The organism is Algoriphagus sp. 4150, assembly GCF_031457395.1.
Taxonomy (GTDB): Bacteria; Bacteroidota; Bacteroidia; order Cytophagales; family Cyclobacteriaceae; genus Algoriphagus.
On record NZ_JAVDWS010000006.1, the window covers coordinates 166,991 to 193,971 of the forward strand.

Sequence of the window (26,981 nt, forward strand, 5' to 3'; positions counted from 1 at the left end):
GCAGTCTAAAAAAATGAATTACGCCCTCCACGCTAACCTTGTGGATTCAGTTGTCCTGCTTCTCCGGAAGCCGGACTTTTTCCCTTTATTTTTTCTAATTAAAGCTCCAGAGCAAGATAGTTTTAATGGAGCAATGATGACCATTTATAAACTGCGTGCTCTGCGTAAACCTCTGTGTACTTTGTGGTTTAAAAAATGATCAATTTTCAAATTCAATGGTCAAGGGCAAACCAACTATAATCTTTGCGCTCCTTGGTGGACTTTGTGGTTTAGAAAAGCCTCAATCCAAGATCCTCCTCGCAAATAAAAATGCATTTGACCAATAGCGGTTGCTCAGGTAATCCTCCGATACACCAAGCGAAGTGGAAGAGTGGATAAAACGGACATCTCCGCGCGAAGTCTCAGTCACTATTCCGGAATGGGTTACCCCTTTCTTCTTTTTCCCCGTAGCAAAAAATAATACATCGCCCGGCCTGATCTCATTGGTGCGAATACCCTTGCCCATTTTACTTTGATCCGCTGAAATTCTCGGCATCGTGACGCCAACAGCATAAAATGAATGATACACCAATGCTGAGCAATCCATCCCCGAACGGGTAGTTCCACCATACCTATAGGGAGTTCCTGTGTAGCTCCTAGCAGTCTGAATCACAGTATTGAAAGGCTCACCGGCAGCTTTCTTTTTGGATGCACAGGAAGTGGCGAGCATCAATCCCAAAACAAGAAAAAAAACGGTAAAACGGAATTCTTTGCGCAGCATAGTGGTTTTTGATCTTTCAAGTATAAGCCGAAGTCGATCAAGAATCAACCTTTTTTGATCAAAAAAGAATTCATTTCCTTACCTTAACAAGAGCAATTGAAGATTATGAGTAAAGAAGAATTCGCCAACCTTCCGTTTCACAAAAAAATAGCCACCCTCTACACCGAAGGTACCTTCGTCGTGGGCATTCGCTATTACAAGCACAAGGTGAATTTGTATTTGTTGGAAAATGAATACGTGGAAGTCTTCTATAATCACAAGCAGGACAAAATCGATAAAATTGACTTTTTGCCACGTGATCACACAAGGATGAAGTTCTATCTGGATCAGATTAAGCTGGCTTAATTGATCCCGCGGATGAGGGCTTGGATGATGAAAGTATTTCCCGCAGATTTGCGGAGAAAAAAACGCTGATTTACGGGGATTTATTTTTCAACCACCTTAATCTGCGAATATCTGCGCTAGTTATCCGCGTCAATCTACGGGAGATATACTGTGACTTTCCCGCTGATATACGCAGAAAAAGACGCTGATTATCGCTGATTTTTATTCTAGCTCCTTTAAATCTGCGAGCATCTGCGCTAGTTATCCGCGTCAATCTGCGGGGAAAAACCATACTCCATAAATTGTAAATTTAGTTCACTTTCAGTAAATTAGATAATATTTTTAAAACTGAAAAAAATGACTGAAAACGAAATCTCATATAAAATCAGAGGGGCTATTTTTAAAGTTTACAATACGCTTGGACCCGGTCTTTTAGAATCAACTTATGAATCTACCTTAAATCATGAACTCATAAAAGAAGGACTAAATGTAAGACGTCAAGTGGGACTACCACTGGTATATGATAACCTTAGAATGGATGTGGGTTATAGAATTGATTTAATCGTTGAGGACAAAGTAATAATCGAAATTAAATCTGTGGAGAATTTAATGGAAGTTCATCACAAGCAAGTCATCACTTATCTAAGGTTATCGGGTATTAAACTGGGTTTATTGGTGAATTTTAATGTACAAGACATCACAGAAGGGATTATCAGAAAGGTCAATAAGCTTTAACTATTTCCCGCTGATCTTTCGCTGATTTGCGCTGATTTTTATTCTAGCTCCTTTAAATCTGCGATCATCTGCGCTAGTTATCCACGGGAATCTGCGGGAAAGAAAAAATATTGAGTCGTAGCAAGTTTCCCGCTGATATACGCAGAAAAAGTCGCTGATACGCACTGATTTTATCTATTAGATCTCTATACCGGTTCATTTGCGCAAATCTGCGGTTTTTTAATCAGCGAAAATCTGCGGGAACCATTTAAAAATTTTCACCTTCCCGAAAAATTCGAGTAATTCGTACCGTTAATACTGATACCTATGAAGAGAAAAATTGCCTTGGTGACCGGTGGATATACCGGAGAGTCTGTGATCTCATTGAAAAGTGCCGCCGTGGTGGAAAAGACCATCGATAGAGAACTGTATGATGTGTACAAAATCCTGATTTATCTGGGAGATTGGCATTTTTTAAGTGCGGCAGGAGAAAAAATCCCAGTGGATTTGAATGACTTCAGTATTATGCTTGGCGATGATAAAATCACCTTTGACGGAGTCTTTAATATTCTCCATGGCTCACCGGGAGAAGACGGCAAACTTGCGGGCTACTTCGATATGATCGGATTACCCTATACCACCTGCGACCAATTGACATCTGCGATTACGATGAACAAGGGCTACACCAAAGCCATTGTGGGTGATATAGAGGAGTTACACATTGCCAAATCGCTTCAACTATTTGAAAATTCCACTGCAAATCTCAAGCGGGTGGAAGATGAACTGGCTTTACCGCTTTTCATCAAGCCCAACAACGGAGGAAGCTCCATCGGTATGAGCAAGGTGAAAACATGGGAAGAATTGCCTGAAGCGCTGGAAAAAGCTTTTGCAGAAGACACTCAAGTACTTGTAGAGGAGTTCGTCTCAGGCCGTGAATTTTCTATCGGATGCTTCAAAGGAAAAGGAAAAATCACTGTTCTTCCGGCTACGGAGATCGTCAGCAGTAAAGAGTTTTTTGACTATGAAGCGAAATATGTCGCCGGTGTAACGGAAGAAATCACACCCGGCCGTCAGTCAGAGGAAGAGGTCGCTAGGGTAAATCGTATCATTTCCAAAATCTATGAAAAGCTTAACTGCAAAGGTGCAGTTCGCATTGATTACTTTCTGCAACATGAAACAGGCAAGTTCTATTTTATCGAAATCAACACTGTGCCCGGCCAAACCGAAACTAGTCTGATTTCCCAGCAAGTTCGGGCAATCGGAATGGAAGTGAGGGATTTTTATACTGAGTTGATTGAAGAGATGTTTTGAAGACCGAAGTTAAAAACAAAGGCTTCCGATTTTTCGGAAGCCTTTGTTTTTATAGTTCGAATGCTTTTTTGATTCTGTCCACATAGTCCAGTTTTTCCCAAGTGAAAAGCTCCACTTCTAGTGTGATCTTGTCTCTGTAAGGGGAAAGGAACGTTTTAGTTACGACTTCGTTTGTTCTTCCCATATGACCATAGGCTGCAGTTTCCTCATAGATGGGATTTCTCAGCTTTAAGCGCTGCTCTATAGCATAAGGACGCATATCGAACAGCCCTTCTATTTTCTTTGCAATCGCACCATCACTCATATTCACTTTAGCCGTGCCATAAGTATTGATGTAAATACCCATTGGCTGGGCTACTCCTATCGCATAAGAAACCTGTACCAAAACCTCATCAGCAAGACCGGCTGCAACCATATTTTTGGCAATATGACGTGTAGCGTAGGCAGCAGAGCGGTCAACTTTAGAAGGATCTTTTCCTGAGAAAGCTCCTCCACCGTGGGCTCCTTTTCCACCATAGGTATCTACAATGATTTTTCTACCCGTGAGACCGGTGTCTCCATGCGGCCCGCCAATTACAAACTTCCCAGTAGGGTTGATGTGGTATTTGATTTCTGAAGTGAAAAGCTGCTGTATTTCCGGCTTCAACTTCGCTATCACTCTTGGAATCAAGATGGAAATTATATCCGACTTGATTTTGGCTAGCATTTTTTCCTCCTCGTCAAAATCATCGTGCTGCGTAGAAACCACAATTGCCTCAATTCGCTGCGGCACATTATCGTCACTGTATTCTATCGTCACTTGAGCCTTGGAGTCAGGACGGATGTAGGTGATATCCTTATTTTCTCTTCTCAGTTCTGCCAATTCCCGAAGGATCATATGAGAAAGATCCAATGCCAAAGGCATGTAATTCTCGGTTTCATTGGTAGCATAACCAAACATCATTCCCTGATCCCCTGCACCCTGCTCTTCAGGATTTTGACGGACTACACCCTGGTTGATCTCCGAAGACTGCTCATGAATCGCAGAAAGAACTCCACAAGAGTTCCCTTCAAACATGTATTCGCTTTTGGTATAGCCGATTCTATTGATCACATCACGCGCGATTTTCTGCACATCCAGATAGATATCTGAATTCACCTCACCTGCCAGTATCACCTGACCGGTCGTCACTAGCGTCTCACAAGCTACCTTGGAATTAGGGTCAAAGGCTAAAAAATTATCAATTAATGCGTCAGAAATTTGATCTGCGATTTTATCCGGATGCCCCTCAGATACCGACTCTGAGGTAAATAGATATGCCATAAATAAATGTTGGTAATGCGTAATGTAAAGGAAGCCCAAAAATACGGTAACCGGGTGAAATAAAAAATTGAAAAACTAGGTGAGTTTAAAGTGAGTGAAATTTATAATCTTAACCTAAAAACCTGTAACTTATCAATACGCTTATAGCAAAAAAAGATTCGTTAATCTTCTGAGCATCATGAGAAATCCTCTTTTAACAATTTTGATTCTTCTGCTCTTAGGTTGCTCGAAAGAAATTGAAGAGCCTGAACCTTTTGAGCCGCTTCCCATCGGGTCATATTGTAATCCCAAAGACATTTGCTGCTATGACTTGAGCGACAAGGCAGGAGCTTTTGATTTGTATAGCAGCTGGGAGTTTGCAGGATTTCAGGATATCACCACCGATCATGGAACATTAGACAACCTGACTTGTTTTGCAAGAACAGCTGTCTTTGCACTTGGAGGAGAAGATTACGATAATGTGTTCAAAGTAACGCTTCAGTTTTCTAAAGAGGACTCCAAATTGTCAGAATGCCCGAATTTGGCTGCTTTCAACCTCAGGACATTTTCAAATAAAATCACAGGGTGTTATTCCAGCAGTAAGGCAGGAAATCTCTCAATTGTTGCTCCTGAAGAAGGAATAGAATTTATACCGAATAATAATGCTTCAAACACTTTTCCGGTATTAGAATTTGAGGCTGACTTTTTAAAAGCAATCGAGTCGGTAGAATCCTACGAAATAAAAAGCAACAAACTCTATCTGACATCAAAAAGCATAAGCGAAAAACTCCTTTTTATCGCTATTGAAGATTGACTTAATCGAGGACTCCTATTTTTTTTAAAATTTTCTTCCTAATGCTTACGGCTCATAAAAATAAACCGAAGGTATAATCAGAATTGCATTATAAACTGCATGGAACAATATCGCATACCAAATTCCATAAGTGAGCCGAATATAACTAAGAATCAATCCTATGAAAAACTGAGCTGCTACCAGAAAAGGTATCCAGTAAAAGTGGTCTGCTAATTCAAAATTAGAAAAGTTTCCCAAATGGATTAGAGCGAAGAAAGTTGAGGACGTATAGATAACAAATTTGAGATTCGGCGGTCGATGGCGAAATACTTTTAAAAGTAGATAAACTAGGTAAACAATAAATACAGCTGTTACATACCATTGTTGACTAATCATTAGAATAGACAGGCCCAATCCCCACCAAATAGATGTTATTTTCAAGTCAAGATGTAGCCTAAAAATCGGCTCCTCTAGTAGAGGCGCCAAGAATATCACAGCAAAAACTACCGGCATTTTGTTCTCAGCCAGCATTTTCTCCAGTAGTGAATCAAATTGATTTACTCCAAGCCATTCCAGTAAAACGGAAAATGGAATTGCCAAAGCCAATGCAACAAGTAACAAAACCAAAAAACCTCCTGCCGGCATTTTGGTATAGGACTCAGCTTTGCTTGGGCTTCTTAGAAAAATGAGGAAATCTTGAAAAACAGGTGGAATCATTTGAAAGAATATAAAAGTGTTAAATATGATTATCGGCAATGATGCCGGTAGCTATATTTTCCTTGCTTTATTGGCTGGAAGACCGATGACGGATGACCTAAGTAGCTCAATGCTAGCATTTTCCGAATCCTATATTGCTTTTGTTTCTTTACTGGCAGAAAAGCAGATAGGCATAAATTAAATTCTCTCAATTTAATAATGTAGCCTATACCTCCAAAAACTACCTTGCCTTTTTTACCAGCCCTTCAGTAATCTCATTCATAGCCTTCACCTTGTATTCAAAATCGCCTTTCAGGGTATCCCTGTAAGCATTCAGATTATTCAACAAATCATCCATTTCCTCGGGAAGCACTTCTTCTAACAATTGGCGGAGTCGCTTGGCTGCCGTGGGGGATTTTCCGTTGGTACTGATAGCGATCTTCAAGTTTCCTTTGGTGACAATTCCGCCCAAATAGAAATCACATAAATCCGGTGTATCAGCCACATTTACCAAAAGAAAACGCTCTTTGGCTTCATCCCTGATCTGTCTATTAACAGCCTTATCATCAGTGGCAGCAATTACTATATGCTTGCCCCCAAGATACTTTTCATGATACAGGTCTTCGATAATTGTCACGGAGTCTGTACTGGAAGCCAGATCCAAAAAAGATTGGGAAAATTCTCTCGAAACTGCCGTGACCTGAGCATTTGGGCTTGATTTCAGTAAAAATTGCAGCTTTTCCGTACCCACATTTCCTCCACCTACTAATAAAGTATTGAGCTCGTGGACTTTTAGGAATATGGGATATAAGTGGTTCATATGATTTCAGATTTGAAATTTCAAATTTCCTGAACTTCAGAATTTAAAATTCAAAATTCATCATTCGGAATTAGGTAGGAAAGTGGCAAGCGTGCTTTCTATTCCTTTGACATGTCATTTCTCGCTTGACTATGGAAAAGGTTCTTATCAAAACCTTCGAGGTTAGAAAAAACCTCAAAGGTTGTATTTCACAAACTCCCGATACACTTCAGCCAATTTCATGCTTTCCCGTACCACTTCTCCGATGATGATAATGGCAGGGGCTTCCACCTTCGCCTCTTCGGCTTTTTGTTCAATATCAGAAATATAACCCGCTACAATTTTCTCCTCGCTTGTGGTGCCGCTCTGTATAATTGCTATCGGCAAATCAGCTTTTCCAAACTTAGTATAAACCTGCGAAATCTCAGCCAGCTTTCTAGTACCCATCAGCACGACAACAGTTGCAGTGGATTGTGCAGCCAGTGCCAAATCACGGGAAAGTTCACCGGCTGATGTAGTACCGGTCACTACCCAGAAGCTTTCGGAAACTCCCCGTTTCGTCACCGGGATTCCTGCCGCCGCCGGAACAGCGATAGCAGAAGTAATTCCCGGTATCAATTCCGTACTAATCCCAAATGCCTCTATGTATTCTATCTCTTCGGATCCACGCCCGAAGACAAATGGATCCCCACCTTTAAGGCGAACCACATGTCCATATTTTTTGGCCAAGCTTACGCAAAGTTGATTGGTATCCTCCTGAGGCTGAGAATGTCGTCCGACACGCTTGCCCACAAAGATTTTGTGTGCTGTCTCCGGTGCATGGTCAAGCAGCACAGGATCGATCAGCGCATCATACAAAACCACATCGGCCTTATTCAGCGCCAAAACGGCCTTGAGGGTGATCAATTCAGGATCACCCGGACCGGCTCCGACCAATGTTACTTTCGGTTGAATCATAGACTTCATGCAGTCACCTCTTCCTCCCGGTAGCTTTTCAGCAAACCGTAGATCTCCAAAGCCTGCGCAGCATAGGAATTTGCAAATGCTTCCGTAGGCTCATTTTGATTGATCTGATAGATCTTTTCAGCAAATGTTCCTCCCAAGTTGATTTTGCCGCTTTCTACAAATACCTCATCAAATTGCTTGATGATATTTGCATAGGAGTTTGTGCTCACACTTTCGCCTAGCAATATTGCTTTGGCAGCATTGATCAAGCCTGCATAGTGGTGATAGATGCTATCTGACCAGCGTTTTTCTTCCAGACACTTTTGGGCGATATCGATTTTCTCTTTGGCTTCCAAAAGCAAGGTAGCCACCAAATCAAGTACTACACCGGCGCATTCTCCCACGCCCACTGCAATTTTATATTCTTCTGTATTACCCCAATCCACATAATCGGCAGGAGTCACTGTAGAAGCATCTCCTAACTCCTTCAACAATTCATAGAAATAGATTTGCCCCTTTTCGTCATAATAGCTCAGGAAATCAAGACCATTTGCATTTGCTTCAAAGTCATTCAATAAGATTCTCAGCGCCTGAGGACCTCTTTTACTTGGGATTTTAGTGACTTTATCTGCAAACCGCCCATTTCCATCTCCCATATTACCACCACCAAGAAGTACTTGGAGTGCAGGAACTACAACTTTCCCGGCTTTCATGGACATTCCCTGGAAACCAATATGTGCCATATTATGCTGCCCACAGGCGTTCATACAGCCGGAGATCTTGATTACCAGATTCTGATTTTTCAAATATTGAGGATATTCAGCAAGAATTACTTTTTCCAACTCCGCCGCAATCCCTGTAGAACTGGCAATACCCAGATTACAGGTGTCTGTTCCCGGACATGCAGTGATATCACCCAGTGTATTGTAGCCCGCCGCAGCAAGCCCAATTTCCTTCAGTTCTTTATAGAAATAAGGAACCAAATCTTCGCGAACATCACGGATCAGGAAGTTTTGACGAAGGGTAAATCTAACTTCCGCACTTGCATATTTCTCCACCAAGTCAGCCAATTTTCGTGCCTGATCAGTGTAGAAATCACCTAGCGGAACCCTAACTCCCACAGATACAAATCCTTTTTGCTTTTGCGGCAAAATATTGGTGAGCTTGAAATTCTCAAATTCCAATCCAAGCTCCTCCTCTACTGTTGCGACCGGAGCAGCAGGTAGTTTTTGAGTAGCTTCATAGGCTTCAAAATCTATAGGATATGACTTAAATGGAAGTGCTTTTTTCTCATTTTCCACCAATCCCAAGAATGCTTCCAGTCCAATATCCTTGATCAAGAACTTCATTCTGGCTTTCATACGCTTCGCACGCTCTCCATGGCGGTCAAAGATTCGGATCACAGCTTCCGCAAAAGGAATAATCTGGTCTGATTCTACAAACTCAGAAAACACATCCGCATGACGTGGCTGGGATCCCAGACCTCCACCAAGCATTACTTTGAATCCACGAATTTCCTTGCCGTCTATCACTTTCAGTTTTGGGATAAAACCCAAATCATGCAAATAGCTCAATCCTGTATCTTCATCAGAAGAGGAGAAAGAAATCTTGAACTTCCGACCCATTTCCTGAGAGATGGGGTTTCTTAAAAAGTATTTGAAAACAGCATCAGCGTATGGAGTTACATCAAACGGCTCATTCGCATCGATGCCTGCAGTCTCAGAGGCTGTCACGTTTCTTACCGTATTTCCGCAAGCTTCTCGAATAGTTACATCATCCCGCTCCAGTTCCGCCCACAACTCAGGGGTACGGTCCAAACTCACATAGTGAATCTGTATATCCTGGCGCGTAGTGATGTGCAATCTACCCGTAGAGTATTCATCGGACACCTTGCAAATCCTGCGAAGCTGATCCGAAGAGACACGGCCATAAGGCAATTTGATACGGATCATCTGAACACCCGGCTGACGCTGGCCATATATGCCACGAGCCAGACGGAGGCTACGAAATTTTTCCTCATCTATATTACCACCGTTGAAAAGCGCAATTTTCTTTTCTAAATCGATGATATCCTGTTCTACTATATTGTTTTCGAGTTCGGTTCTAAAGCTCTGCATAGCTGTAATAGGTTTAATGGTAAGGGTTGGTATAGAGATGAGTTAAGGTCGGAAATCAAAAGAATTTCAATAACCTATCGAATGACGTAAATCGTTATTCGTAACTCACAATTATTCTATAAATCCAACCGAAACTGTATCGTACTCAGCTTCATCAATAAGGATAAAGCTTCCATTTGATTTATTAGACTGATAGGAATCAAAATGGATAGGTTTGCTCAAGCGGAAATGAACTCTTCCGATATCATTCAGCTTCAATTGTGCCGCTTCTTCAGTTCCTGTGAAATCCGTATGGATTCTGGATTCAATTTGATCCACTTTTGCCATCACACGGTTTACACCATGCTGAAGTATATATTTACCGCCAACTCTGAGTGGCTTATTGTTCACTTGGCAAACAGTGGCAGTCAGTCGTTTGTCGCTTGTAGGCAATTCTCCACTTTTCACCAGCATATCTCCACGGCTCAAATCCACTTCTGTAGCTAAGGTGATCGCAATGGAACTTCCGGGCGCAGCTTCTTGGACTTCCTGATCGAAATAGTGAATGCTTTTGATCGTCGAAGTATTAAGTGAAGGCAATAGTGTCACCTCATCGCCTACTTTCAGGTTGCCACCATAGAGCATTCCGGAGAAACCTCTGAAGTCATGCCAAGCTTCCGTTTTGGGACGAATGACATATTGTACAGGGAATCTGACAACAGAACTCTCCTGAAGATCAGATGGTTCCAGCACTTCCAAGTGATCTAAAAGTGTGTTGCCCACATACCAAGGCATCTCTTCTGATTTTCTGGCTATGTTTTCCCCTTTCAGGGCAGAAACCGGGATAAAGGTGATCTGCTCTTCGGCAAAATCTGATTTTGCTACCAACGCATCAAAATCCGCTTTGATCTTCAAATACACTTCCTCATCATAATCCACCAAATCCATCTTGTTGATCGCCACTACCACATGGCTGATTCGCAACAAATTGGATATAAAGAAGTGGCGATAAGTCTGCTCGATCACGCCTTTTCTTGCATCGATCAGGATAATCGCTACCTGTGAGGTAGAAGCTCCTGTCACCATGTTTCGGGTGTACTCCACATGACCCGGAGTGTCGGCTACGATAAAATTGGTCTTGTCGGTATTGAAGTAAATATGAGCGACATCAATCGTGATGCCTTGCTCACGCTCAGCCACCAAGCCGTCAGTAGCCAGGGAGAAATCAAGGTAATCGTATCCGCGTTGCTTGGAACTACGCTCGATCGCTTCGATTTTATCCGTTGTCAGGGATTTGGTATCGTATAGTAATCGTCCGATCAGCGTGCTTTTGCCATCATCGACAGAGCCTGCAGTGGCGATTTTTATCAATTTTCTGTTTTCAGACATGTTGTTTCTAGTTTTCAGTTGTCCTGCTTCTCCAGAAGCTGGACTAGGCTTAATTCTGATACTGAGCATTTTGACTTATGCTGCTTCTGGAGAAGCAGCATAACGAGACTTGACTTCTGCTTATCGTCACTGCGATCCGCCACAGGCGAGAGAAGCAGTCTAGTGGTTTGAGATTGCCTGCCTGCGGTAGGCAGGCTTTGTCGTCGTACCTCCTCCTCGCAATGACGTTCCCACTTCTAGAAGTATCCCACTTTCTTTCTCGTCTCCATTGCAGCTTCAGATCGTTTATCATCGATTCTGGCTCCACGCTCGGAAATGGTAGAGTCTCTGATTTCCCCGACTACATCGTCCAGAGAAACTGCCTCCGAAAGCACTGCCGCGGTACAGGTCATATCACCCACAGTTCTGAATCGGACCATTTTCACCATCACTTCTTCATGCTCCTCTCTGAACACATGCTCATTGGCAGTCCAGATCATTCCATCCCGAAAGAACACCTCACGCTCATGCGCAAAGTAGATGGAAGGAATCTCAATATTTTCAGTTTTGATATATTCCCACACATCCAGTTCTGTCCAGTTGGAAATAGGAAAACAGCGTACATTCTGTCCTACATGGATTTTCCCATTAAGCATATCAAAGAGCTCCGGACGCTGGTTTTTCTCATCCCATTGGCCAAAGTCATCCCGTACCGAGAAAACTCTTTCCTTCGCCCTTGCCTTTTCCTCGTCTCTTCTGGCTCCACCGATACAAGCATCAAACTTGAATTCTTCGATCGCATCGAGAAGGGTGGTCGTCTGAAGTGAGTTTCTGCTGGAATATCTTCCACGCTCTTCACGAACTTTACCCTGATCAATAGAATCCTGCACATTGCGTACGATCAGCTCCAATCCAAGCTCTTCTACAAGTCTATCCCTGAATTCTATGGTCTCAGGGAAATTATGTCCCGTATCCACATGTAGCAATGGAAAAGGAATTCTCGCCGGGTAAAAAGCCTTCTGAGCCAGTCTTACCAGCGTAATGGAGTCTTTTCCACCGGAAAAAAGCAAAACCGGACGCTCAAACTGCGCCGCCACTTCGCGAATGATGTGTATCGATTCTGCTTCTTTTGGATTAGGTATTAATAGGTTGTTCATTTCTTTAGCTATTATATGTCTTCGAATGGACTTCATTATTCGATGTTCATCATTCTTAATTAATTTTTTAATGTCGAATGCAAAATGCTGAATAATAAATGTTGAAGTTCTAATGTCTTGAGTCTAATTATCTATGGTCTTGATTCTTTTTTACTATCAAATGATGAATGGTGAACAGCGACGAGAAAGACTTCCGTCTTCGGTCTCCCGTCTTATTTAGCATGCAATCCACACTCTTTTTTGGAATCTTCCCACCACCAGCGGCCTGCGCGGGCATCTTCTCCCTGCATGATGGCTCTTGTACAAGGGGCGCAACCAATGCTCACAAAACCTTTGTCATGAAGCGGGTTATACGGAATATTCTTCTCATCAATGTATGCGATCATCTGCTCAAAGGTCCAGTCCAGCAAAGGATTATACTTTATGATCTGATTGGCTTCGTCCCACTCTATGCGTTTCATGTCGCTACGATTGGCAGACTGCTCAGCACGAAGACCGGTGATCCATACCTCATTTCCTGCCAACGCTCTTTTAAGGGGCTCCACTTTGCGTACAAAGCAGCAGGATTTTCTATTTTCCACCGATTCATAAAATCCGTTGATTCCAATGTCGGAAACCAGCTTTTCTACAGAATCGGTAGTAGGATAATATACCTTGATACGTTGCTTGTATTTGGCTTCTGTTCTGGAGAGCAGATCCAACGTCTCAGGAAAAAGACGTCCCGTGTCCAAAGAAAAGATCTTGACAGGCGTATTCCCTGCGGCAATCAGCTGTGTGATCACCTGATCCTCCTGCCCAAGGGAAGTGGAGAAAGTGACTTTCCCCGGAAATAAATCCGCAATCAACGCCAGCCCTTCTTGTGCACTCAGTTGCTCCAACTGAGTCTCTAACTCATGCAAATTCTTTATCTGTGTCATTGGATTCTACTTTTGATACACTTTCCCATGCACGCTCGTGGATGTAATAGAGGATGATTTTCGAGAAGACTTCCACCGAACCAATTGAAATCGCCATCACAAAATGCCCGGTAACGAAGTACGAGATAATGACCGTATCTATCGTGCCGACTATTCTCCATGAGATCGACTTAAGCAAGCTTTTGGCATTGCTATCTTTCCCCGGCTTGCCGGCAAAGAGCTTTTTGAGAGGTTGGTCTAAAATCATACTAGGTTATTACGAGAGTAAAGCACAAAAGTATATAAACCCTATAAAATATATAGGGTTTATGGCGAAAAAATTTTATTCTTCCTTTAAAATATCTTCTAAGGTTTTGTTTTCCAGTATCTTAAGTGTCTCATCTCTCACTTGGATCATCACTCTATTTATCCCGCAGACAGCCTCATTTTTGCATTCCTCGCAGGGTTCATAGTAATTCAAACTCACACATGGAAGTAAGGCTATCGGCCCATCCAACAGTCTTATTACTCTGGAAAGGGGAATATCTTTAGGTTCCTTGATTAGGTAGTATCCTCCACCTTTTCCCTTTTTGCTCCCCAGCATTCCGGCTTTTTTCAGCTCCAATAAGATATTTTCCAAAAATTTATGTGAAATCCCATGCTCTTCGGCGATCTCCTGGATTAGTACCGTCTTCTCGTCTTTATGCCTGCCCAAGTAAGTAAGGGCATGTAAGGCATATTTGGTCTTTTTAGAAAGCATGAACAAAAATAAGCTTTTTACGCGAATACCCTAGTAGGGTACTAGGCTTTAATGGATTTGGCAAAAAAAATGGGCATGTTACCATACCCATTTTAATATTTGCAATGAATGAGTGCTATTTACAGCAATTCCACACTTCTCTTTACAAAGGCAGTCAAATCCTTGCCTGTTAGCAAGCCTTGGGAAAGAAGCGCAAGATCAAATGCCTGCTTGGCAAGTTTGGTCTTTTCTTCTTCGGTTTCTGCTTTCAAGACTTTATCCACTACCGGGTGATTTCCGTTGATCGCTACTTTATATGCATCGGGAAGTGAGCCGTAGAAGCCCATTCCTCCGCCACCGGTAGCTGCCATTTCCTTCATTCTACGCATGAATTCCTCCATGGTGATCGTCACCGGAAGTTCCTCTGGGCTCAAACCTTCAACTTCTACTGTGTAAGTCTTGTTGTTGATCGCCTTGTCGAAGATTTCCTTCACTTCCTTACTCTGATCTTCTGTCAGCAAGTTGGCATAAGACTCATCCTTTTGGATCAGCTTCTCAGCTACATCAGCATCTACCCGCTTCAGTTGAGTTTTTTCCAGTTTGGATTCCAAATTTTGGATAAAATGGCTGTCAATCGGCGAATCCATCACCAACACATCGTAATCTTTCTTATTGGCAGACTGGATAAAACTATCTTGCTTATCCAAATCTGTTGCATACAAGATGACCGTCTGCTCATTCTTATCGGTTTGATTAGACTTCACTTTAGACTGATATTCTTCGATGGTGAAGAACTCTCCTTTGGTGTTTTTCAGCAAAGCAAAGTCTTTTCCTTTTTCATAGAATTTCTCCTCAGAGATCATTCCGTATTTCACGAAAAGTCCGATATCATCCCACTTATCTTCGTAAGCTTTTCTGTCTTTTTTATAAAGATCCGCTAGCTTATCCGCCACTTTCTTGGTGATGTAAGAATTGATTTTCTTCACATTACCATCTGCCTGTAAGAAGCTTCTGGATACGTTCAGAGGAATGTCCGGAGAGTCAATCACCCCATGAAGCAGCATCAAGAACTCAGGAACAATATCTTTCACCTCGTCGGTAATAAATACCTGACGGCTGAATAGTTTGATTTTGTTGCGTTGAAGTTCGAATTCGTTTTTCACTTTCGGGAAATACAAAACCCCCGTCAAGTTGAATGGATAATCCACATTCAGATGAATCCAGAAAAGCGGATCCTCGGACATAGGATAGAGCTCCTTGTAGAATTTCAGGTAATCCTCATCAGTTAGATCGCTTGGAGATTTCGTCCAAATAGGAGCGGTAGTATTAATGAAGTTATCCACTTCCACAGACTTCCATTTCTTCTCGCCTTTGTCATCCACTCCATCTTCTACAGATTCGGTTTTAGTGCCAAATTTGATTGGGACAGGAAGGAATTTTGCGTATTTGTCAAGAATTCCCTGAAGCTTCCATTTGTCCAAGAATTCTTCAGAATCCTTGTTGATATATAGAATAATATCGGTTCCACGCTCTGTTCGTGTTCCTTTGGAAATTTCAAAAGAAGTAGAACCGTCACAAGTCCATTTGGCTGACTCAGCACCCTCTTGGTAAGAAAGTGTATTGATCTCCACCGTATCGGCAACCATAAATGCTGAGTAGAAACCCAAACCAAACTTACCGATGATCTCATTGGCATCTTTGGCATCCTTGAATTTCTCCACAAACTCTTCAGCTCCTGAGAAAGCAACCTGATTGATGTACTTTTTGATCTCCTCAGCAGTCATGCCAAGTCCTCGATCAGAGATGGTGATGGTTTTCTTTTTCTCGTCGAAACTCACTTCGACAGTGGTGTCACCCAATTCGCCTGTGTACTGACCTAATGTCGCTAAACGCTTGATTTTTTGAGTCGCATCGACAGCGTTGGAAACAAGTTCTCTTAGAAAAATCTCGTTATCAGAATAGAGAAACTTCTTGATAATCGGGAAAATGTTCTCGGTATGGATCGAGATCGTGCCTTTTTCCTGCATGGCTATAAATTAGTTTAGTTAAACACGTGGTTTGTCGGGCTCAGAATTGCAACTGTTGTTCCAAAGCAGTTTAGGTGCCATTTTGGCAGTTTCGATTTCGGATGTTGGATTTACGATTTCAGATTTTATCCCAAATTAACCATGTACTTAAAAATAGTTTCCAGACTTTACAACTTTCCCACCTAGACACCATTCAACTTTTCTAATGATGAATGCTTGAATTCCTTATAATTGGTGTCAGTCCGAGCGAAGTCGAGGACCCTTCGACTCCGCTCAGGGTGACCACGCATCAGTTTTCGTGATTACCTGGATTTTTCAATCTCCCAATCCACCACGGCGGACAAGTTTTTACAATCCTATTATCTTTGGGCATGTGGAAAGAAATCTCTGTTCTCATTAGCAAAGAAATTACGCTGGAATGGCGACAGAAATTCGCGCTGAATGGGATTTTGCTTTATGTGGTTTCTGCCGTTTTTATCACCTATTTGAGTGTAGGAGCAAAGCAGGGTAATATTTCCCCTCCCACTTGGAATGCATTGTACTGGATTATTATTCTTTTCTCTGCTGTGAATGCTGTGGCCAAAAGCTTTGTCCAAGAGCATCAGGGCCGCCAACTTTATTATTACATGATTGCTTCTCCCGAGGCAATTATATTGTCAAAAATCATTTATAATACCGGTCTTACGCTGATTTTAGCACTATTGGGCTATGTGGTCTTTTCTGTGATTCTTGGCAATCCTGTCCAAGACCAAGGCTTGTTCCTACTCAATCTGGTTCTCGGAGCCATGGGTTTTTCTGCCAGCTTGACCATGGTCAGCGGCATCGCTTCCAAAGCAGGAAATAATGCCACCCTGATGGCGATTTTAAGCTTCCCTGTCATCATCCCGATACTATTGATGGCGATTCGAATTTCCAAAAACGCCTTAGACGGGCTGGATTGGAGTGTAAGCGTGGATAAGCTATTGACACTTCTGGCAATCAATGCAATTGTCTCCGTGACCGGATATATTCTGTTTCCTTATTTGTGGAGATCGTAGTCTTCATTACCTGCCCTCCGGGAGGCGGGTTCGAAATTCATCATTCGGAATTCGAAATTGAAAATTAAAGATTCTGAACATGACACCCAAAGCCAATTCCAATGAAAGTATAGATTGATTTCCACTCAGTGATAAATCAGAAAACAGACCTCAATCCCAAATGAGTCGCAAAAGGATCGAGGTTCCGATCATTGTGTAATTGCTTAACTTTCCAGAGGATTCTCCAATTTTCCCATAAACAATATAGCTCCACTGTGTTTCTCTTGGATAAAGAAGATAAAAGGTCTGTCCAAGGTGAAGATTGTTGGCGTCGAATTGGGAGGCAAACTGGTTTTTTCAACCACTTCAACAATAGTTGCCGCGGCAGCTTCTGTACCCTTTTCATCTACTTCTATAAGCGCTTGGTGGATTACCCTACTGATTTTCAAATAATTAGTTGGGTTGGAGAATAATTGAGTGAAGTTGTCTTGATGAAAAATAAATGGTCTGACCAAGCCCATGGCTTGTAAGTCATCTGCGAGGTTGTCAATTCTATATTCAATCTTAAATTTTGGCATTTTCAAAATCAAATTCACATCTCTGGAATTACTTCTCCATTCATCCAAATTCTCCAAGGTAAAGTGAGGGTATAGTTGTGAAAGATTACCGCTTTCATTGACCAGAACCCCCATCGAATATTGTTCTGAACTGTAGGGTATTTCCAAATAAGTATAGTCTGCTGTACCATAAGCTTTGAATCCCGCCGGCTCACCCAAATTCATCATATCTGTCATGATTTCTTGACCATTGCGGAGCGTGAATTTTTCTTTGCGGGTATTTTCTTTTGGGAAATTATAGGTCCAGTCACCTTTGAAGTAAATTGCATTGACCAAATACATCACAGCATCTTCCGGAATAAAGTCCAGCATATCTTTGATGAGGTTATTGGTCTGTTTTTCTATCCAGTGATTAATGATATCCACAGAATTTGGGTCGTACACATTAAACGGAGCTATTTCAGCATTGAAATATTGCCGGGCAGCATCCTTGAAAGGGATTCTTACCTGATAGTCCTCTTTATACCAAATACCATTGGCTATACTCAATTTTACTTTAGGATCTACGTCAAGTAAGAATGAAGTAAGGTCCTTGACCGCCTGATTTGCTTCTTCCAAGTTCATGCCCTCCATTTGCAAAACTTGGATAAATTCTTCTAAAACCTCTCCATCATTGCCATTCATCGCCATAGCCAATGCCTGATGAACCGAATATGGGCTGAAGAATATATTTTTCGAATCACCATTGGAGGCTAGTTGTTGAAAAAGGTTTGTCGCAAACCGGGTATTTGATTCAGAGAGTCTGTTTTCATCTAGAGACAACTCCCTCAAATTTGCTTCTACTTTTCCCGAAGGGGAATTATCCTCACCGGAAATACAGCTAAAACAGAAGATAACTGCGGAAAGAAGACATATACTCGCAGCAGTTTTTGGATAATTGCAGGGTTTGATAAAGGATATTTTCATAGCTATCTATTTCGATCAAGACGTTGGCTATCTGTAAATTGCTACAATTTGGAGAGGCGTTTTAAGAACAATATTTTACATCAGTTAATTTTTATTGATATGGCTGTGCGTTCTTCTCAAAAAAAGCTCTGGAACAGATGAAGACGTTAACCTGAAATGGATTTATATCGCAATCACATAATAAATTCAAATATCCCTTACTCTGTGAACTCCGTGCTAAATCTCCGTGACCTCTGTGGTTAAAAGAACTTACAAAAAGCAGCGTTTTCAGGAACTTATGCCTTATTTTTGCGCTTGAATTAGCAAAACTACCCTATGCGCCAATCCTGGTGGAAAATTCTTGCAATTGCCCTGCTGCTGTACACGCTAATCGCAGGCTTGCTGATGGAAGCGCCACGCCTTCCGATCCTCAACGAAACCATCCGTGCCCTTCACTTTCACGTGACCATGTGGTTTGGAATGATTCTAATGCTGGTAACAGCTGTGTACTACAGTATAAAGTACCTTCGAACCAACGACATCAGAAATGATGATATGGCAATCGAGTTTACCAACTCTGCTATACTATTCGGTGTTTTGGGTATTGTCACCGGCATGCTCTGGGCTAAGTTTACTTGGGGGGATTACTGGAGTGGTGATCCCAAGCAAAATGCTGCAGCCATCGGGATCTTGATGTATTTTGCTTATTTAATTCTACGAAACTCACTTACTGATTCCCAGCAAAGAGCAAGAATCGGAGCGATCTACAATATTTTCGCATTTGCTGCCTTTATCCCTCTTATCTTTGTATTACCAAGATTAACAGACAGTTTACACCCGGGAAATGGCGGAAATCCGGGCTTTAATGCCTACGACTTGGATTCCAAACTGAGGGCAGTGTTCTATCCGGCAATTATTGGATGGACACTTTTAGGTAGCTGGATCGCAACCGTACGCGTCAGAATGCGTAGGGTGGAGAGGACAATTGAAGACCGAATGATTAATTCCTGATTAATGAAAAAATTACTTACAATAGCTCTTTTGGTTTTCAGCCTGTCCGCTTTGGCTCAGGAGAAAATCGCTGTCACTGATGCTGACTATACAAATAGCTCAGTGGAGATGGCGGACACCATGAGATCAAACGGCAAAATTTATGTCTTGGTAGGAGTAATCGTGCTCATATTCGCAGGCATCACTGTGTATCTGGTCAGCACCGATCGTAAGATCAGCAAACTTGAAAAAAATCTTCACTCCTAAACTTCATACAAATGAAAAAAGGACATCTTTTAGGATTAGGAATTATTGCGATAGCAATAGTAATCATTATGACTTCTATCGGAGACGCGAGTAGCTACGAAAGTTTTACCACTGCCAAAGAAATGAAGCATAAGGGTGAGGACAAAGCAATCCACGTAGTAGGCCAGCTGAAAAAGGATGCGAGTGGCGAGGTGACCGGCTTAAACGTGCGGGAGGACAAGGTTTCCTTTACATTTATGCTTGTGGACAATGAAGGCGTGGAGCAGGAAGTTTTTTACAATGAGCCGGTACCTGCAGATTTCACCCGCTCAGAATCTGTGGTGGTAATCGGTTCTTACAAGAATGATGAAATATTTATTGCCGATAAAATCCTGATGAAATGTCCTTCAAAATACCAAGAAACTGAAGTGCAGTCAGCAGGAATGTGAGTCGAGGCAGTTAGAATAAAAAATCCATGATCAATACCTTTATCGGTAATCTTGGCCACTTCATGACCATAGTGGCCTTCGTCAGTGCTCTGACCACCGCATACGCTTACATCCAATATTATCGGGCAAACGAGCTGGAAAAAGCCAGCTGGAAGAGATTCAGTAGAATCAGCTTCGCCATTCACGGCATTTCCGCCGTGATGATTGCCATTTCACTTTTTGAAATCATCTATAATCACCGTTTCGAGTACTTTTACGCCTATTCCCACAGCTCCAAGGCACTTCCTGTTCACTACATGGTATCCAGCTTCTGGGAAGGTCAGGAGGGTGCGTTTATCCTTTGGATCTTCTGGAATGTAGCACTGGGAACCATCCTGATTTTCACCAATAAGTTCTGGGAGGCTCCGGTGATGGTGGTTTTTGCACTGGTTCAGGCCTTCTTGGTTTCTATGATTTTGGGCGTGGTAATCGGCGATTTGAAAATCGGCAGTTCTCCATTTATTCTATTGAGAGATGCCACGCAGGCACCGATTTTCAAGATGAATCCTGATTTTGTACCGGAAGATGGCACGGGACTGAATCCCCTTCTGCAAAACATATGGATGGTAATTCACCCGCCTACTCTGTTCTTGGGATATGCCTCTACCCTGGTTCCCTTTGCTTTCTTGATGGGTGGATTGGTCACCAAAAAATACTCAGAATGGATTCGTCCGGCTTTGCCTTGGGCTATTTTCTCAGCCATGATTCTGGGGATGGGAATTATCATGGGTGCGTATTGGGCATATGTTACTCTGAACTTTGGAGGCTATTGGAACTGGGATCCGGTGGAAAATGCCGTGTATGTCCCGTGGCTGATCTTAGTCGCGTCCATACACACCATGATCACTTATAAGAAAAGTGCCACAGCACTGAAGACTTCCATTGTATTGGTTATTATGACCTTTATTCTGGTGCTCTATGCTACCTTCTTGGTAAGATCAGGTGTATTGGGAGATGCGTCAGTGCACTCATTCACAGATCTGGGTCTATCAGGCCAGCTGCTGATCTACATGCTTTTCTTCCTTGTGATTGCCGTGGTGCTCTGCGTGAAAGAATGGAAACACATTCCGACTTCAACGAAAGAAGCTTCGGTTTATTCCCGAGAGTTCTGGGTGTTCATTGGTGCCACTACATTGGCTTTGATGGCTTTTCAGGTGATCCTACCTACTTCTATCCCTGCCTGGAATTCACTGGTGGAAAGCTTTGGAGGGATCTCCAACATGGCTCCTCCGGCAGATCAAGTTGGATTTTACACCAAATTCCAACTTTGGTTTGCAGTAGCTTTGGCTATGCTTACCGCTGTCGGGCAATTTTTCTGGTGGCAAAAAATGGACAAGAAGGCTCTTAAAGATGCGCTCTTGACCCCTTATATTATTTCGGTTTTATTATCTGCTGCGATTATAGTTTTAGCAAAAGTCTTTGTTTGGCAATACATCATTGTGATCCTGGCAGGCACATTCACGATCACTGCCAATTCGGTGATTTTGTCTAAAATCCTGAAGAAATCTTCCTTCAAACTGGCAGGCGGTTCTTTGGCACATATCGGTCTGGGTATGATCCTGATCGGAATCATGTTCAGCTCCGGATACTCTGATACTATTTCTATCAATATGTCCGGGCTCACTTACAAAAACAGCTGGGAAGATGAGCTGAACAAAGAGCATGTGCTGCTTTGGATCAATAAGCCGACTCAGATGAAAGATTACACCGTGATCTACCGGGGCCGTCAGAAAAAGGTCAAAGGCATTTCCGAATATGTTCCTTCCAAGATTCTGAAACCTACAGAAAAAGTAAATGAAGCCATTGCATTGGAAGACTATAAGGATCACTTCCAAAAGGGAGACAAAGTAGACATAGTACTGGAAGAGAACGATTACTTCCAGATCGAATATTACCAAAATGAAGTGTTGAAATTCTCACTAAGCCCGATGTCTCAATTCAATGAAGGCATGGGGGGATTGATTTCATCGCCTGCTTCCAGGATTTTCATCGACAAGGATCTCTACACCTACGTAGCAGCCATGAATGATCCTGAGGATCCTGATTGGAAAGAAGATGAAATCTACGAAGTAGCACCGGGTGAGCAATTCCACGCAGCAGACTATGTCACCTATTTTGACGGTGCGGATGTGCTGAACGAACTTGATGGCTACGTGCTTCAAGAAGGTGATGTGGCAGTACGTGCAAATCTTCGGGTCCTGGATTACGATGTGGAAAAATTGCTTCAGCCTACCTTCATCATCCGAAATAATCAGGTCGGCAAACTACCTGTGATCGATACTGAATTGGGCATAAAAATAACGCTGGAAAATATCTTACCCGAACAGAACAAGTTTGTCTTTAAGGTAAACCAATACCAAAAAGACTATGTGGTGATGAAAGCAATCGTGAAGCCTTATATCAACATCCTGTGGATCGGAACAATCATTATGCTCGCGGGATTCACAGTAGCGATTTACAGAAGGTTTGATGAGTTTAAAAAGATGCGGGATAAAGGGCTGGAAGTATAAAGGCAGAAATCATAAGTATAAAGTCTGAAGTAAAACAAAGCCCTGCGATACCACAATCGCAGGGCTTTGTTTTTCCATGGCGTGGGCAGTTTGAATTCTATACTCCAGCTTCAGAATTCTCAACCATCCCCAGTATCTCATCCAGATACTCTCTGGAATTGGAAAGTCTAGGCACCTTATGCTGTCCTCCCAGCTTACCTCTATTACGCATCCACTTTTCGAAAAGTCCATTGGGTGCGTGATGAATTATTGGTTCTACCAAAGCCAATCCCTTATGCCGCTTGGCATCGTAATCCGAATTAATTTCTCTCAGATGTTCATCCAAAAGCCGGTCAAATTCCTTTGGATCTGACGGGGCTCTTTGGAACTCTATGATCCATTCATGGGCTCCCTTTGATCCGGAACTGTCAAAATATACGGGAGCAGCAGTGAAATTAGAGATCATTGCATGGGTGCGCTCAGCAGCAAATTGAATTGCTCTCTCGGCATTTTCCACGATCACCTCTTCTCCAAATGCATTTAAAAAATGTCTTGTACGGCCCGTTATCCTGAATCTGTAGGGTGAGGTAGAAGAGAACTTAACCGTATCACCGATTTTATATCGCCATAGCCCTCCGTTAGTACTGATCACCAAGGCATAATTTTTACCCACCTCCACTTCAGACAAGGGGATCACTTCCGGATTTTCATTTTCCCACTCTTCCATGGAAATAAATTCATAGAAAATCCCGTAATCCAACAGGAGCAACAACTCATCGGAATCTTTCTGATCCTGTATTCCAAAGAATCCTTCAGAAGCATTGTATGTCTCCATATACCGCATTTTGTCCGAAGGAATAAGTTCTTTGAAAAGACTTCTGTAGGGTCCAAAAGCAACTGCTCCATGGAAAAAAATCTCCAGATTAGGCCATACTTCCAGAATATTCTTGGCTCCCTTCAATTCTAAGACTTTTTGCAAAAGAACAATAGTCCAAGTAGGTACTCCGGCCATGCAGGTCACATCTTCGTCCATGGTCTCCCTGGCCATTTTTTCGATCTTGGCTTCCCATTCTCCCATCAGGGCGGTCTCTTTCGATGGGGTGCGAACGAAATAGGCCCAGAATGGCAAGTTTTCCATGATCACTGCCGAGATATCTCCAGCTCGGGCAGTTCCTTGCGGGTTGAGCGGATTATTTTCCAACGTACCTCCTATCGTGAGTGTTTTGCCTGCAAAGAGCCTAGAATCAGGATAATTGGACATGTAAAGCGCGACCATATCCTTGCCGCCCTTGTAATGACATTCTTCTAAACTCTCATGTGTCACAGGGATGTATTTACTACGACTTGAGGTAGTTCCTGATGATTTTGCAAACCATTCTATATCTGTATTCCAGATAACATTCCCACTTCCTGCCATCGCCTTGTCGATGTACGGCTTGTACTTATCATAATTTCTTATGGGAACTCTGCCGGCAAAATCAGCATAGTTTTGAATCTTCCCAAAGCCATGCTCAATCCCAAAGTCAGTTTTCTTACCTGCTTCAATTAGTTCTTTGAAAATAGTCTCTTGAACGGCAATTGGGTTATTTTTGAAATTGTCGATTAGTCCCAGACGGCTCTTAAAGATCCAGGTCATAAAGGAATTAAGAACCTCCATTAGTTAAAAACTTTACGTTTCAACTCAAAATTACTTCCCAAATACACTTTTCGTACTTGTTCATCAGCAGCGAGCTCCTCTGCGGTTCCGGCTTTCAGCAGCTTCCCTTCGAACATTAAATACGCCCTATCAGTGATAGAAAGTGTTTCGTTCACATTGTGATCAGTGATCAGAATGCCGATATTTTTTGTTTTGAGCTTTGCTACTATGGTCTGGATCTCCTCCACCGCTATTGGATCAACACCTGCAAAAGGCTCATCCAACAACACGAACTTGGGATCAACCGCCAGCGCCCGGGCAATTTCAGTTCTCCTCCGCTCGCCTCCTGAAAGTACCATACCCAAGTTTTTGCGCACGTGGGTCAAGCTGAATTCTTCGAGTAAGCTCTCTACTTTTTCTTTGCGCTCCTGCTTGGGCATTTTGGTCATTTCCAGTACAGCCATGATGTTTTCCTCTACCGAAAGCTTTCTGAATACTGAAGCTTCCTGCGCCAAATATCCGATTCCCAGCTTTGCTCTTCGGTACATGGGAAGCTTGGTGATATTTTCATTTTCCAGAAAAATTTTTCCTTCATTTGGCTGGATCAATCCAACTATCATATAAAAGGAAGTGGTTTTTCCGGCGCCATTCGGTCCTAAGAGTCCAACAATCTCGCCTTGGCTTACCTCCACAGAGATGTCATTCACCACCCGGCGACCTTTATAGATTTTTACTAAATGTTCGGCACGAAGAATCATATCAGTCAAATTTGATGTCTTTCACGTAGAGTTGCAAACTGCTCTTGTCGCGAAACACATTTTCTCTCATTTCAGCGACTATATCAAATCGCATTTTTCCACGAAGCATATTCACTGTGGTCAAATCAGGATCCTTTGCCCGATCTGCCATCCCAAATCCCAGACACACAGGTGTAGTCACCTGGCCGTCTTGGACAATCTTAAATCTCAAATGCTTGTCTTTAAGCACGGTCACATCCTCGGCATACACATTGGCTATACGGAAAATCGGTTCAGTATTTCCGGGGCCAAAGGGCGCCATTTGCTTCAAGATATTATAAAACTTGTAATTTATCTGATCTAATAGCAATTCATCATCCACTTCTATCACCGGCTTGCGGTGAACCTCTTCAATTCTACTCTTTACCACCGCTTCAAATTTCTCCTGAAAAGCAGGAACATTCTCCACAGAAAGTGTCAATCCGGCCGCATACATATGCCCTCCAAACTGATCAAGCAGATCTGAACATTCCTCTATGGCTTCATAAATATTAAAATCCACTACAGATCTCGCACTTCCGGTGGCTTTTCCATTTGACTCCGTCAAAATGATCGTAGGCCTATAATACTTCTCAATACAGCGGCTGGCTACGATCCCGATCACACCTTTGTGCCAATCCTCTTTAAAAAGCACCGTGGAATTCCACATGGTCAGTTCTTCTCGCGAAGCAATCATCTCAAAGGCTTCCTTGGTGATGTTCTCATCAAAATTCCTCCGGGTGGCATTGACTTCGTCCACCACTTTGGCCCGCTCCATCGCACCTTCCAAATCCGAAGAAATAAGTAACTCCACGGATGCTTTGGCATGTTCCAGTCTTCCCGAAGCATTGATTCTCGGGCCAATTTTGAATACCACGTCAGAGATCCCAATGTCCTTTTCCAAATTGCTGCTCAGCATCAAAGCCTTCAAGCCCGGACGGGGTGTATTATTTATCCTATCGAGTCCATAATAAGCAAGGATTCTATTTTCACCGGTGATCGGGACAATGTCCGCCGCGATACTTACCGCTACCAGATCCAAATAGGCATCCAATTGAGAACTGTCAATTCCCCGCTTCATCGCAATCGCCTGGATCAACTTGAAGCCAACACCGGCACCACTAAGTTCCTTGTAAGGGTAATTGCAATCACTGCGCTTGGCATCCAATACTGCCACAGCAGCCGGCAGCTTATCCCCGGGCGTGTGGTGATCACAAATAATAAAATCTATTCCAAGCTCTGAGGCTAAAGCAACCTTCTCGATTGCCTTAATTCCACAATCCAGTGCAATGATCAACTTAATATTATTCTCCGCAGCAAACCGGACACCCTTTTCAGAGATGCCGTAGCCTTCCTTGTAGCGGTCAGGAATATAAAAAACCACATCCGGATAGAAAGTCTTCAGGAAGCCGTACATCAGCGCCACTGCAGTGGTGCCGTCCACATCATAGTCTCCGTAGACCATAATCTTCTCTTCACCTGCAATCGCCTCCTGGATTCTGTCCACAGCCTCAGCCATATCTTTCATCAGAAAAGGATCGTGCAGCTGCACCAAAGATGGCCGGAAGTAGCTCTTTGCCTGTTCAAAACTCCCCACCCCACGATTAATCAGCATATTGGCCAATGTTGGATTGACATTGATCTCCTTGCTCAGGCGATCTATTGCCAATTGTGAGGTTTTGGGCTTTTGTTTCCAGAGGTACTCCATGAAGCTAATTTAGTAAACTAAGATTATTGTGATTTATAAATTAAAAGTATTGGTTCTATAATCGGCTATCGAAGCCTAAAAGTTTACTCCAACGCAAAAAAGCTAGCCTTTTTCCCTCTTGTATTTTCCCCAAAAATAAACCGGAAAAATAAGTGCCTTGAGTTTCCAATCATTCCGCTCAGCTAGTGTCAGTCCGGTATCCTCATGAACAGCACGGTACATT

General features: G+C 42.6%; 26 protein-coding genes. 10 read left to right on the forward strand and 16 right to left on the reverse strand.

Annotated features, from left to right (window positions below; genetic code table 11):
- Positions 1-280 precede the first annotated feature (280 nt).
- A complete protein-coding gene (locus J2X69_RS10870) occupies positions 281-760 on the reverse strand; it encodes a C40 family peptidase (protein WP_310102936.1) in 480 nt (159 codons plus the stop codon).
- A 105-nt stretch (positions 761-865) separates the two neighbouring features.
- Here J2X69_RS10870 and J2X69_RS10875 point away from each other — a divergent pair, with 105 nt between their 5' ends.
- The 3 genes from J2X69_RS10875 (at position 866) to J2X69_RS10885 (ending at position 3,109) form a co-directional block, all read left to right on the forward strand.
- Positions 866-1,105 (forward strand): hypothetical protein, encoded by a 240-nt coding sequence (locus J2X69_RS10875; protein ID WP_091692516.1) that lies wholly within the window; start codon positions 866-868, stop codon positions 1,103-1,105.
- A 336-nt stretch (positions 1,106-1,441) separates the two neighbouring features.
- Positions 1,442-1,819 carry a GxxExxY protein gene (locus tag J2X69_RS10880; RefSeq protein ID WP_310102939.1) on the forward strand — a complete coding sequence of 126 codons (378 nt, stop codon included), beginning with the start codon at positions 1,442-1,444 and terminating at the stop codon, positions 1,817-1,819.
- 306 nt (positions 1,820-2,125) lie between these two features.
- Positions 2,126-3,109 carry a D-alanine--D-alanine ligase gene (locus J2X69_RS10885; RefSeq protein ID WP_310102941.1) on the forward strand — a complete coding sequence of 328 codons (984 nt, stop codon included), beginning with the start codon at positions 2,126-2,128 and terminating at the stop codon, positions 3,107-3,109.
- 49 nt (positions 3,110-3,158) lie between these two features.
- On the opposite strand, the gene metK is transcribed toward J2X69_RS10885, so the two are convergent.
- Positions 3,159-4,412, reverse strand: a complete 1,254-nt coding sequence (metK, locus tag J2X69_RS10890; protein ID WP_310102943.1) for a methionine adenosyltransferase — start codon at positions 4,410-4,412, stop codon at positions 3,159-3,161.
- Positions 4,413-4,590: 178 nt separating this feature from the next.
- On the opposite strand from metK, the gene J2X69_RS10895 reads away from it, so the two are divergent.
- A complete protein-coding gene (locus J2X69_RS10895) occupies positions 4,591-5,205 on the forward strand; it encodes a hypothetical protein (protein WP_310102946.1) in 615 nt (204 codons plus the stop codon).
- A gap of 45 nt (positions 5,206-5,250) precedes the next feature.
- Here the strand turns inward: J2X69_RS10895 and J2X69_RS10900 are convergent, their stop codons facing one another.
- Positions 5,251-5,901 (reverse strand): type II CAAX prenyl endopeptidase Rce1 family protein, encoded by a 651-nt coding sequence (locus J2X69_RS10900; protein WP_310102949.1) that lies wholly within the window; start codon positions 5,899-5,901, stop codon positions 5,251-5,253.
- A gap of 25 nt (positions 5,902-5,926) precedes the next feature.
- Here J2X69_RS10900 and J2X69_RS10905 point away from each other — a divergent pair, with 25 nt between their 5' ends.
- Entirely contained in the window at positions 5,927-6,082 is a 156-nt protein-coding gene (locus J2X69_RS10905) for a hypothetical protein (RefSeq protein WP_310102952.1), read from the forward strand.
- 39 nt (positions 6,083-6,121) lie between these two features.
- Here the strand turns inward: J2X69_RS10905 and J2X69_RS10910 are convergent, their stop codons facing one another.
- From J2X69_RS10910 to htpG, 9 genes are all read right to left on the reverse strand, one after another.
- On the reverse strand, positions 6,122-6,700 hold the full coding sequence (locus J2X69_RS10910; RefSeq protein ID WP_310102956.1) for a bifunctional precorrin-2 dehydrogenase/sirohydrochlorin ferrochelatase: 579 nt from the start codon (positions 6,698-6,700) through the stop codon (positions 6,122-6,124).
- 174 nt (positions 6,701-6,874) lie between these two features.
- On the reverse strand, positions 6,875-7,645 hold the full coding sequence (cobA, locus tag J2X69_RS10915; protein ID WP_310102959.1) for a uroporphyrinogen-III C-methyltransferase: 771 nt from the start codon (positions 7,643-7,645) through the stop codon (positions 6,875-6,877).
- A complete protein-coding gene (locus tag J2X69_RS10920; protein WP_310102962.1) occupies positions 7,642-9,741 on the reverse strand; it encodes a nitrite reductase in 2,100 nt (699 codons plus the stop codon). The genes cobA and J2X69_RS10920 overlap by 4 nt, the downstream gene beginning before the upstream one ends.
- Positions 9,742-9,852: 111 nt before the next feature.
- Complete coding sequence (locus J2X69_RS10925) at positions 9,853-11,109, reverse strand: GTP-binding protein (protein WP_310102965.1); 1,257 nt, start codon at positions 11,107-11,109, stop codon at positions 9,853-9,855.
- Between the two features lie 236 nt (positions 11,110-11,345).
- Positions 11,346-12,245, reverse strand: a complete 900-nt coding sequence (gene cysD, locus J2X69_RS10930) for a sulfate adenylyltransferase subunit CysD (RefSeq protein WP_192347177.1) — start codon at positions 12,243-12,245, stop codon at positions 11,346-11,348.
- 212 nt (positions 12,246-12,457) lie between these two features.
- On the reverse strand, positions 12,458-13,162 hold the full coding sequence (locus J2X69_RS10935) for a phosphoadenylyl-sulfate reductase (protein ID WP_310102970.1): 705 nt from the start codon (positions 13,160-13,162) through the stop codon (positions 12,458-12,460).
- On the reverse strand, positions 13,137-13,409 hold the full coding sequence (locus J2X69_RS10940; RefSeq protein WP_310102973.1) for a DUF2061 domain-containing protein: 273 nt from the start codon (positions 13,407-13,409) through the stop codon (positions 13,137-13,139). Before J2X69_RS10940 ends, J2X69_RS10935 begins: the two co-directional genes overlap by 26 nt.
- Positions 13,410-13,484: 75 nt before the next feature.
- Complete coding sequence (locus J2X69_RS10945; protein WP_310102977.1) at positions 13,485-13,901, reverse strand: Rrf2 family transcriptional regulator; 417 nt, start codon at positions 13,899-13,901, stop codon at positions 13,485-13,487.
- A 119-nt stretch (positions 13,902-14,020) separates the two neighbouring features.
- Positions 14,021-15,907 carry a molecular chaperone HtpG gene (gene htpG / locus J2X69_RS10950; protein WP_310102981.1) on the reverse strand — a complete coding sequence of 629 codons (1,887 nt, stop codon included), beginning with the start codon at positions 15,905-15,907 and terminating at the stop codon, positions 14,021-14,023.
- Between the two features lie 371 nt (positions 15,908-16,278).
- On the opposite strand from htpG, the gene J2X69_RS10955 reads away from it, so the two are divergent.
- Positions 16,279-16,944 carry a heme exporter protein CcmB gene (locus tag J2X69_RS10955; protein WP_310102984.1) on the forward strand — a complete coding sequence of 222 codons (666 nt, stop codon included), beginning with the start codon at positions 16,279-16,281 and terminating at the stop codon, positions 16,942-16,944.
- A gap of 203 nt (positions 16,945-17,147) precedes the next feature.
- On the opposite strand, the gene J2X69_RS10960 is transcribed toward J2X69_RS10955, so the two are convergent.
- Positions 17,148-18,446, reverse strand: coding sequence for a serpin family protein (locus J2X69_RS10960; RefSeq protein WP_310102987.1), 1,299 nt, complete (start codon positions 18,444-18,446; stop codon positions 17,148-17,150).
- A 315-nt stretch (positions 18,447-18,761) separates the two neighbouring features.
- Between J2X69_RS10960 and ccsA (J2X69_RS10965) the strand changes: the two genes are divergently transcribed.
- The 4 genes from ccsA (J2X69_RS10965) to ccsA (J2X69_RS10980) are packed head-to-tail and all read left to right on the forward strand — an operon-like array spanning position 18,762 to position 22,659.
- Positions 18,762-19,436 (forward strand): cytochrome c biogenesis protein CcsA, encoded by a 675-nt coding sequence (gene ccsA / locus J2X69_RS10965; RefSeq protein ID WP_310102990.1) that lies wholly within the window; start codon positions 18,762-18,764, stop codon positions 19,434-19,436.
- A 3-nt stretch (positions 19,437-19,439) separates the two neighbouring features.
- Entirely contained in the window at positions 19,440-19,682 is a 243-nt protein-coding gene (locus J2X69_RS10970; protein WP_310102993.1) for a CcmD family protein, read from the forward strand.
- Between the two features lie 11 nt (positions 19,683-19,693).
- Positions 19,694-20,110, forward strand: coding sequence for a cytochrome c maturation protein CcmE (locus tag J2X69_RS10975; RefSeq protein WP_310102996.1), 417 nt, complete (start codon positions 19,694-19,696; stop codon positions 20,108-20,110).
- A gap of 26 nt (positions 20,111-20,136) precedes the next feature.
- Positions 20,137-22,659, forward strand: coding sequence for a cytochrome c biogenesis protein CcsA (gene ccsA / locus J2X69_RS10980; RefSeq protein ID WP_310102998.1), 2,523 nt, complete (start codon positions 20,137-20,139; stop codon positions 22,657-22,659).
- A gap of 97 nt (positions 22,660-22,756) precedes the next feature.
- Here the strand turns inward: ccsA (J2X69_RS10980) and J2X69_RS10985 are convergent, their stop codons facing one another.
- The 3 genes from J2X69_RS10985 to recJ are packed head-to-tail and all read right to left on the reverse strand — an operon-like array spanning position 22,757 to position 26,758.
- A complete protein-coding gene (locus J2X69_RS10985; protein WP_310103001.1) occupies positions 22,757-24,295 on the reverse strand; it encodes a GH3 auxin-responsive promoter family protein in 1,539 nt (512 codons plus the stop codon).
- Entirely contained in the window at positions 24,295-25,032 is a 738-nt protein-coding gene (lptB, locus tag J2X69_RS10990) for an LPS export ABC transporter ATP-binding protein (RefSeq protein WP_310103004.1), read from the reverse strand. Before lptB ends, J2X69_RS10985 begins: the two co-directional genes overlap by 1 nt.
- A 1-nt stretch (position 25,033) precedes the next feature.
- Positions 25,034-26,758, reverse strand: coding sequence for a single-stranded-DNA-specific exonuclease RecJ (gene recJ, locus J2X69_RS10995; protein WP_310103007.1), 1,725 nt, complete (start codon positions 26,756-26,758; stop codon positions 25,034-25,036).
- Between the last annotated feature and the right edge of the window lie 223 nt (positions 26,759-26,981).

What these genes read in the sequence shown, in the direction of transcription:
- J2X69_RS10945 (WP_310102977.1), bottom strand. Translation starts at nt 13,901, where the DNA reads ATGCTTTCTAAAAAGACCAAATATGCCTTACATGCCCTTACTTACTTG.
- J2X69_RS10985 (WP_310103001.1), bottom strand. Translation starts at nt 24,295, where the DNA reads ATGGAGGTTCTTAATTCCTTTATGACCTGGATCTTTAAGAGCCGTCTG.
- J2X69_RS10935 (WP_310102970.1), bottom strand. Translation starts at nt 13,162, where the DNA reads ATGACACAGATAAAGAATTTGCATGAGTTAGAGACTCAGTTGGAGCAA.
- J2X69_RS10870 (WP_310102936.1), bottom strand. Translation starts at nt 760, where the DNA reads ATGCTGCGCAAAGAATTCCGTTTTACCGTTTTTTTTCTTGTTTTGGGA.
- J2X69_RS10905 (WP_310102952.1), top strand. Translation starts at nt 5,927, where the DNA reads ATGATTATCGGCAATGATGCCGGTAGCTATATTTTCCTTGCTTTATTG.
- recJ (WP_310103007.1), bottom strand. Translation starts at nt 26,758, where the DNA reads ATGGAGTACCTCTGGAAACAAAAGCCCAAAACCTCACAATTGGCAATA.
- J2X69_RS10940 (WP_310102973.1), bottom strand. Translation starts at nt 13,409, where the DNA reads ATGATTTTAGACCAACCTCTCAAAAAGCTCTTTGCCGGCAAGCCGGGG.
- J2X69_RS10975 (WP_310102996.1), top strand. Translation starts at nt 19,694, where the DNA reads ATGAAAAAAGGACATCTTTTAGGATTAGGAATTATTGCGATAGCAATA.
- J2X69_RS10900 (WP_310102949.1), bottom strand. Translation starts at nt 5,901, where the DNA reads ATGATTCCACCTGTTTTTCAAGATTTCCTCATTTTTCTAAGAAGCCCA.
- J2X69_RS10960 (WP_310102987.1), bottom strand. Translation starts at nt 18,446, where the DNA reads ATGAAAATATCCTTTATCAAACCCTGCAATTATCCAAAAACTGCTGCG.
- J2X69_RS10920 (WP_310102962.1), bottom strand. Translation starts at nt 9,741, where the DNA reads ATGCAGAGCTTTAGAACCGAACTCGAAAACAATATAGTAGAACAGGAT.
- J2X69_RS10885 (WP_310102941.1), top strand. Translation starts at nt 2,126, where the DNA reads ATGAAGAGAAAAATTGCCTTGGTGACCGGTGGATATACCGGAGAGTCT.
- J2X69_RS10880 (WP_310102939.1), top strand. Translation starts at nt 1,442, where the DNA reads ATGACTGAAAACGAAATCTCATATAAAATCAGAGGGGCTATTTTTAAA.
- J2X69_RS10925 (WP_310102965.1), bottom strand. Translation starts at nt 11,109, where the DNA reads ATGTCTGAAAACAGAAAATTGATAAAAATCGCCACTGCAGGCTCTGTC.
- J2X69_RS10875 (WP_091692516.1), top strand. Translation starts at nt 866, where the DNA reads ATGAGTAAAGAAGAATTCGCCAACCTTCCGTTTCACAAAAAAATAGCC.
- ccsA (WP_310102990.1), top strand. Translation starts at nt 18,762, where the DNA reads ATGCGCCAATCCTGGTGGAAAATTCTTGCAATTGCCCTGCTGCTGTAC.
- cobA (WP_310102959.1), bottom strand. Translation starts at nt 7,645, where the DNA reads ATGAAGTCTATGATTCAACCGAAAGTAACATTGGTCGGAGCCGGTCCG.
- J2X69_RS10910 (WP_310102956.1), bottom strand. Translation starts at nt 6,700, where the DNA reads ATGAACCACTTATATCCCATATTCCTAAAAGTCCACGAGCTCAATACT.
- J2X69_RS10955 (WP_310102984.1), top strand. Translation starts at nt 16,279, where the DNA reads ATGTGGAAAGAAATCTCTGTTCTCATTAGCAAAGAAATTACGCTGGAA.
- metK (WP_310102943.1), bottom strand. Translation starts at nt 4,412, where the DNA reads ATGGCATATCTATTTACCTCAGAGTCGGTATCTGAGGGGCATCCGGAT.
- lptB (WP_310103004.1), bottom strand. Translation starts at nt 25,032, where the DNA reads ATGATTCTTCGTGCCGAACATTTAGTAAAAATCTATAAAGGTCGCCGG.
- htpG (WP_310102981.1), bottom strand. Translation starts at nt 15,907, where the DNA reads ATGCAGGAAAAAGGCACGATCTCGATCCATACCGAGAACATTTTCCCG.
- cysD (WP_192347177.1), bottom strand. Translation starts at nt 12,245, where the DNA reads ATGAACAACCTATTAATACCTAATCCAAAAGAAGCAGAATCGATACAC.
- J2X69_RS10970 (WP_310102993.1), top strand. Translation starts at nt 19,440, where the DNA reads ATGAAAAAATTACTTACAATAGCTCTTTTGGTTTTCAGCCTGTCCGCT.
- ccsA (WP_310102998.1), top strand. Translation starts at nt 20,137, where the DNA reads ATGATCAATACCTTTATCGGTAATCTTGGCCACTTCATGACCATAGTG.
- J2X69_RS10895 (WP_310102946.1), top strand. Translation starts at nt 4,591, where the DNA reads ATGAGAAATCCTCTTTTAACAATTTTGATTCTTCTGCTCTTAGGTTGC.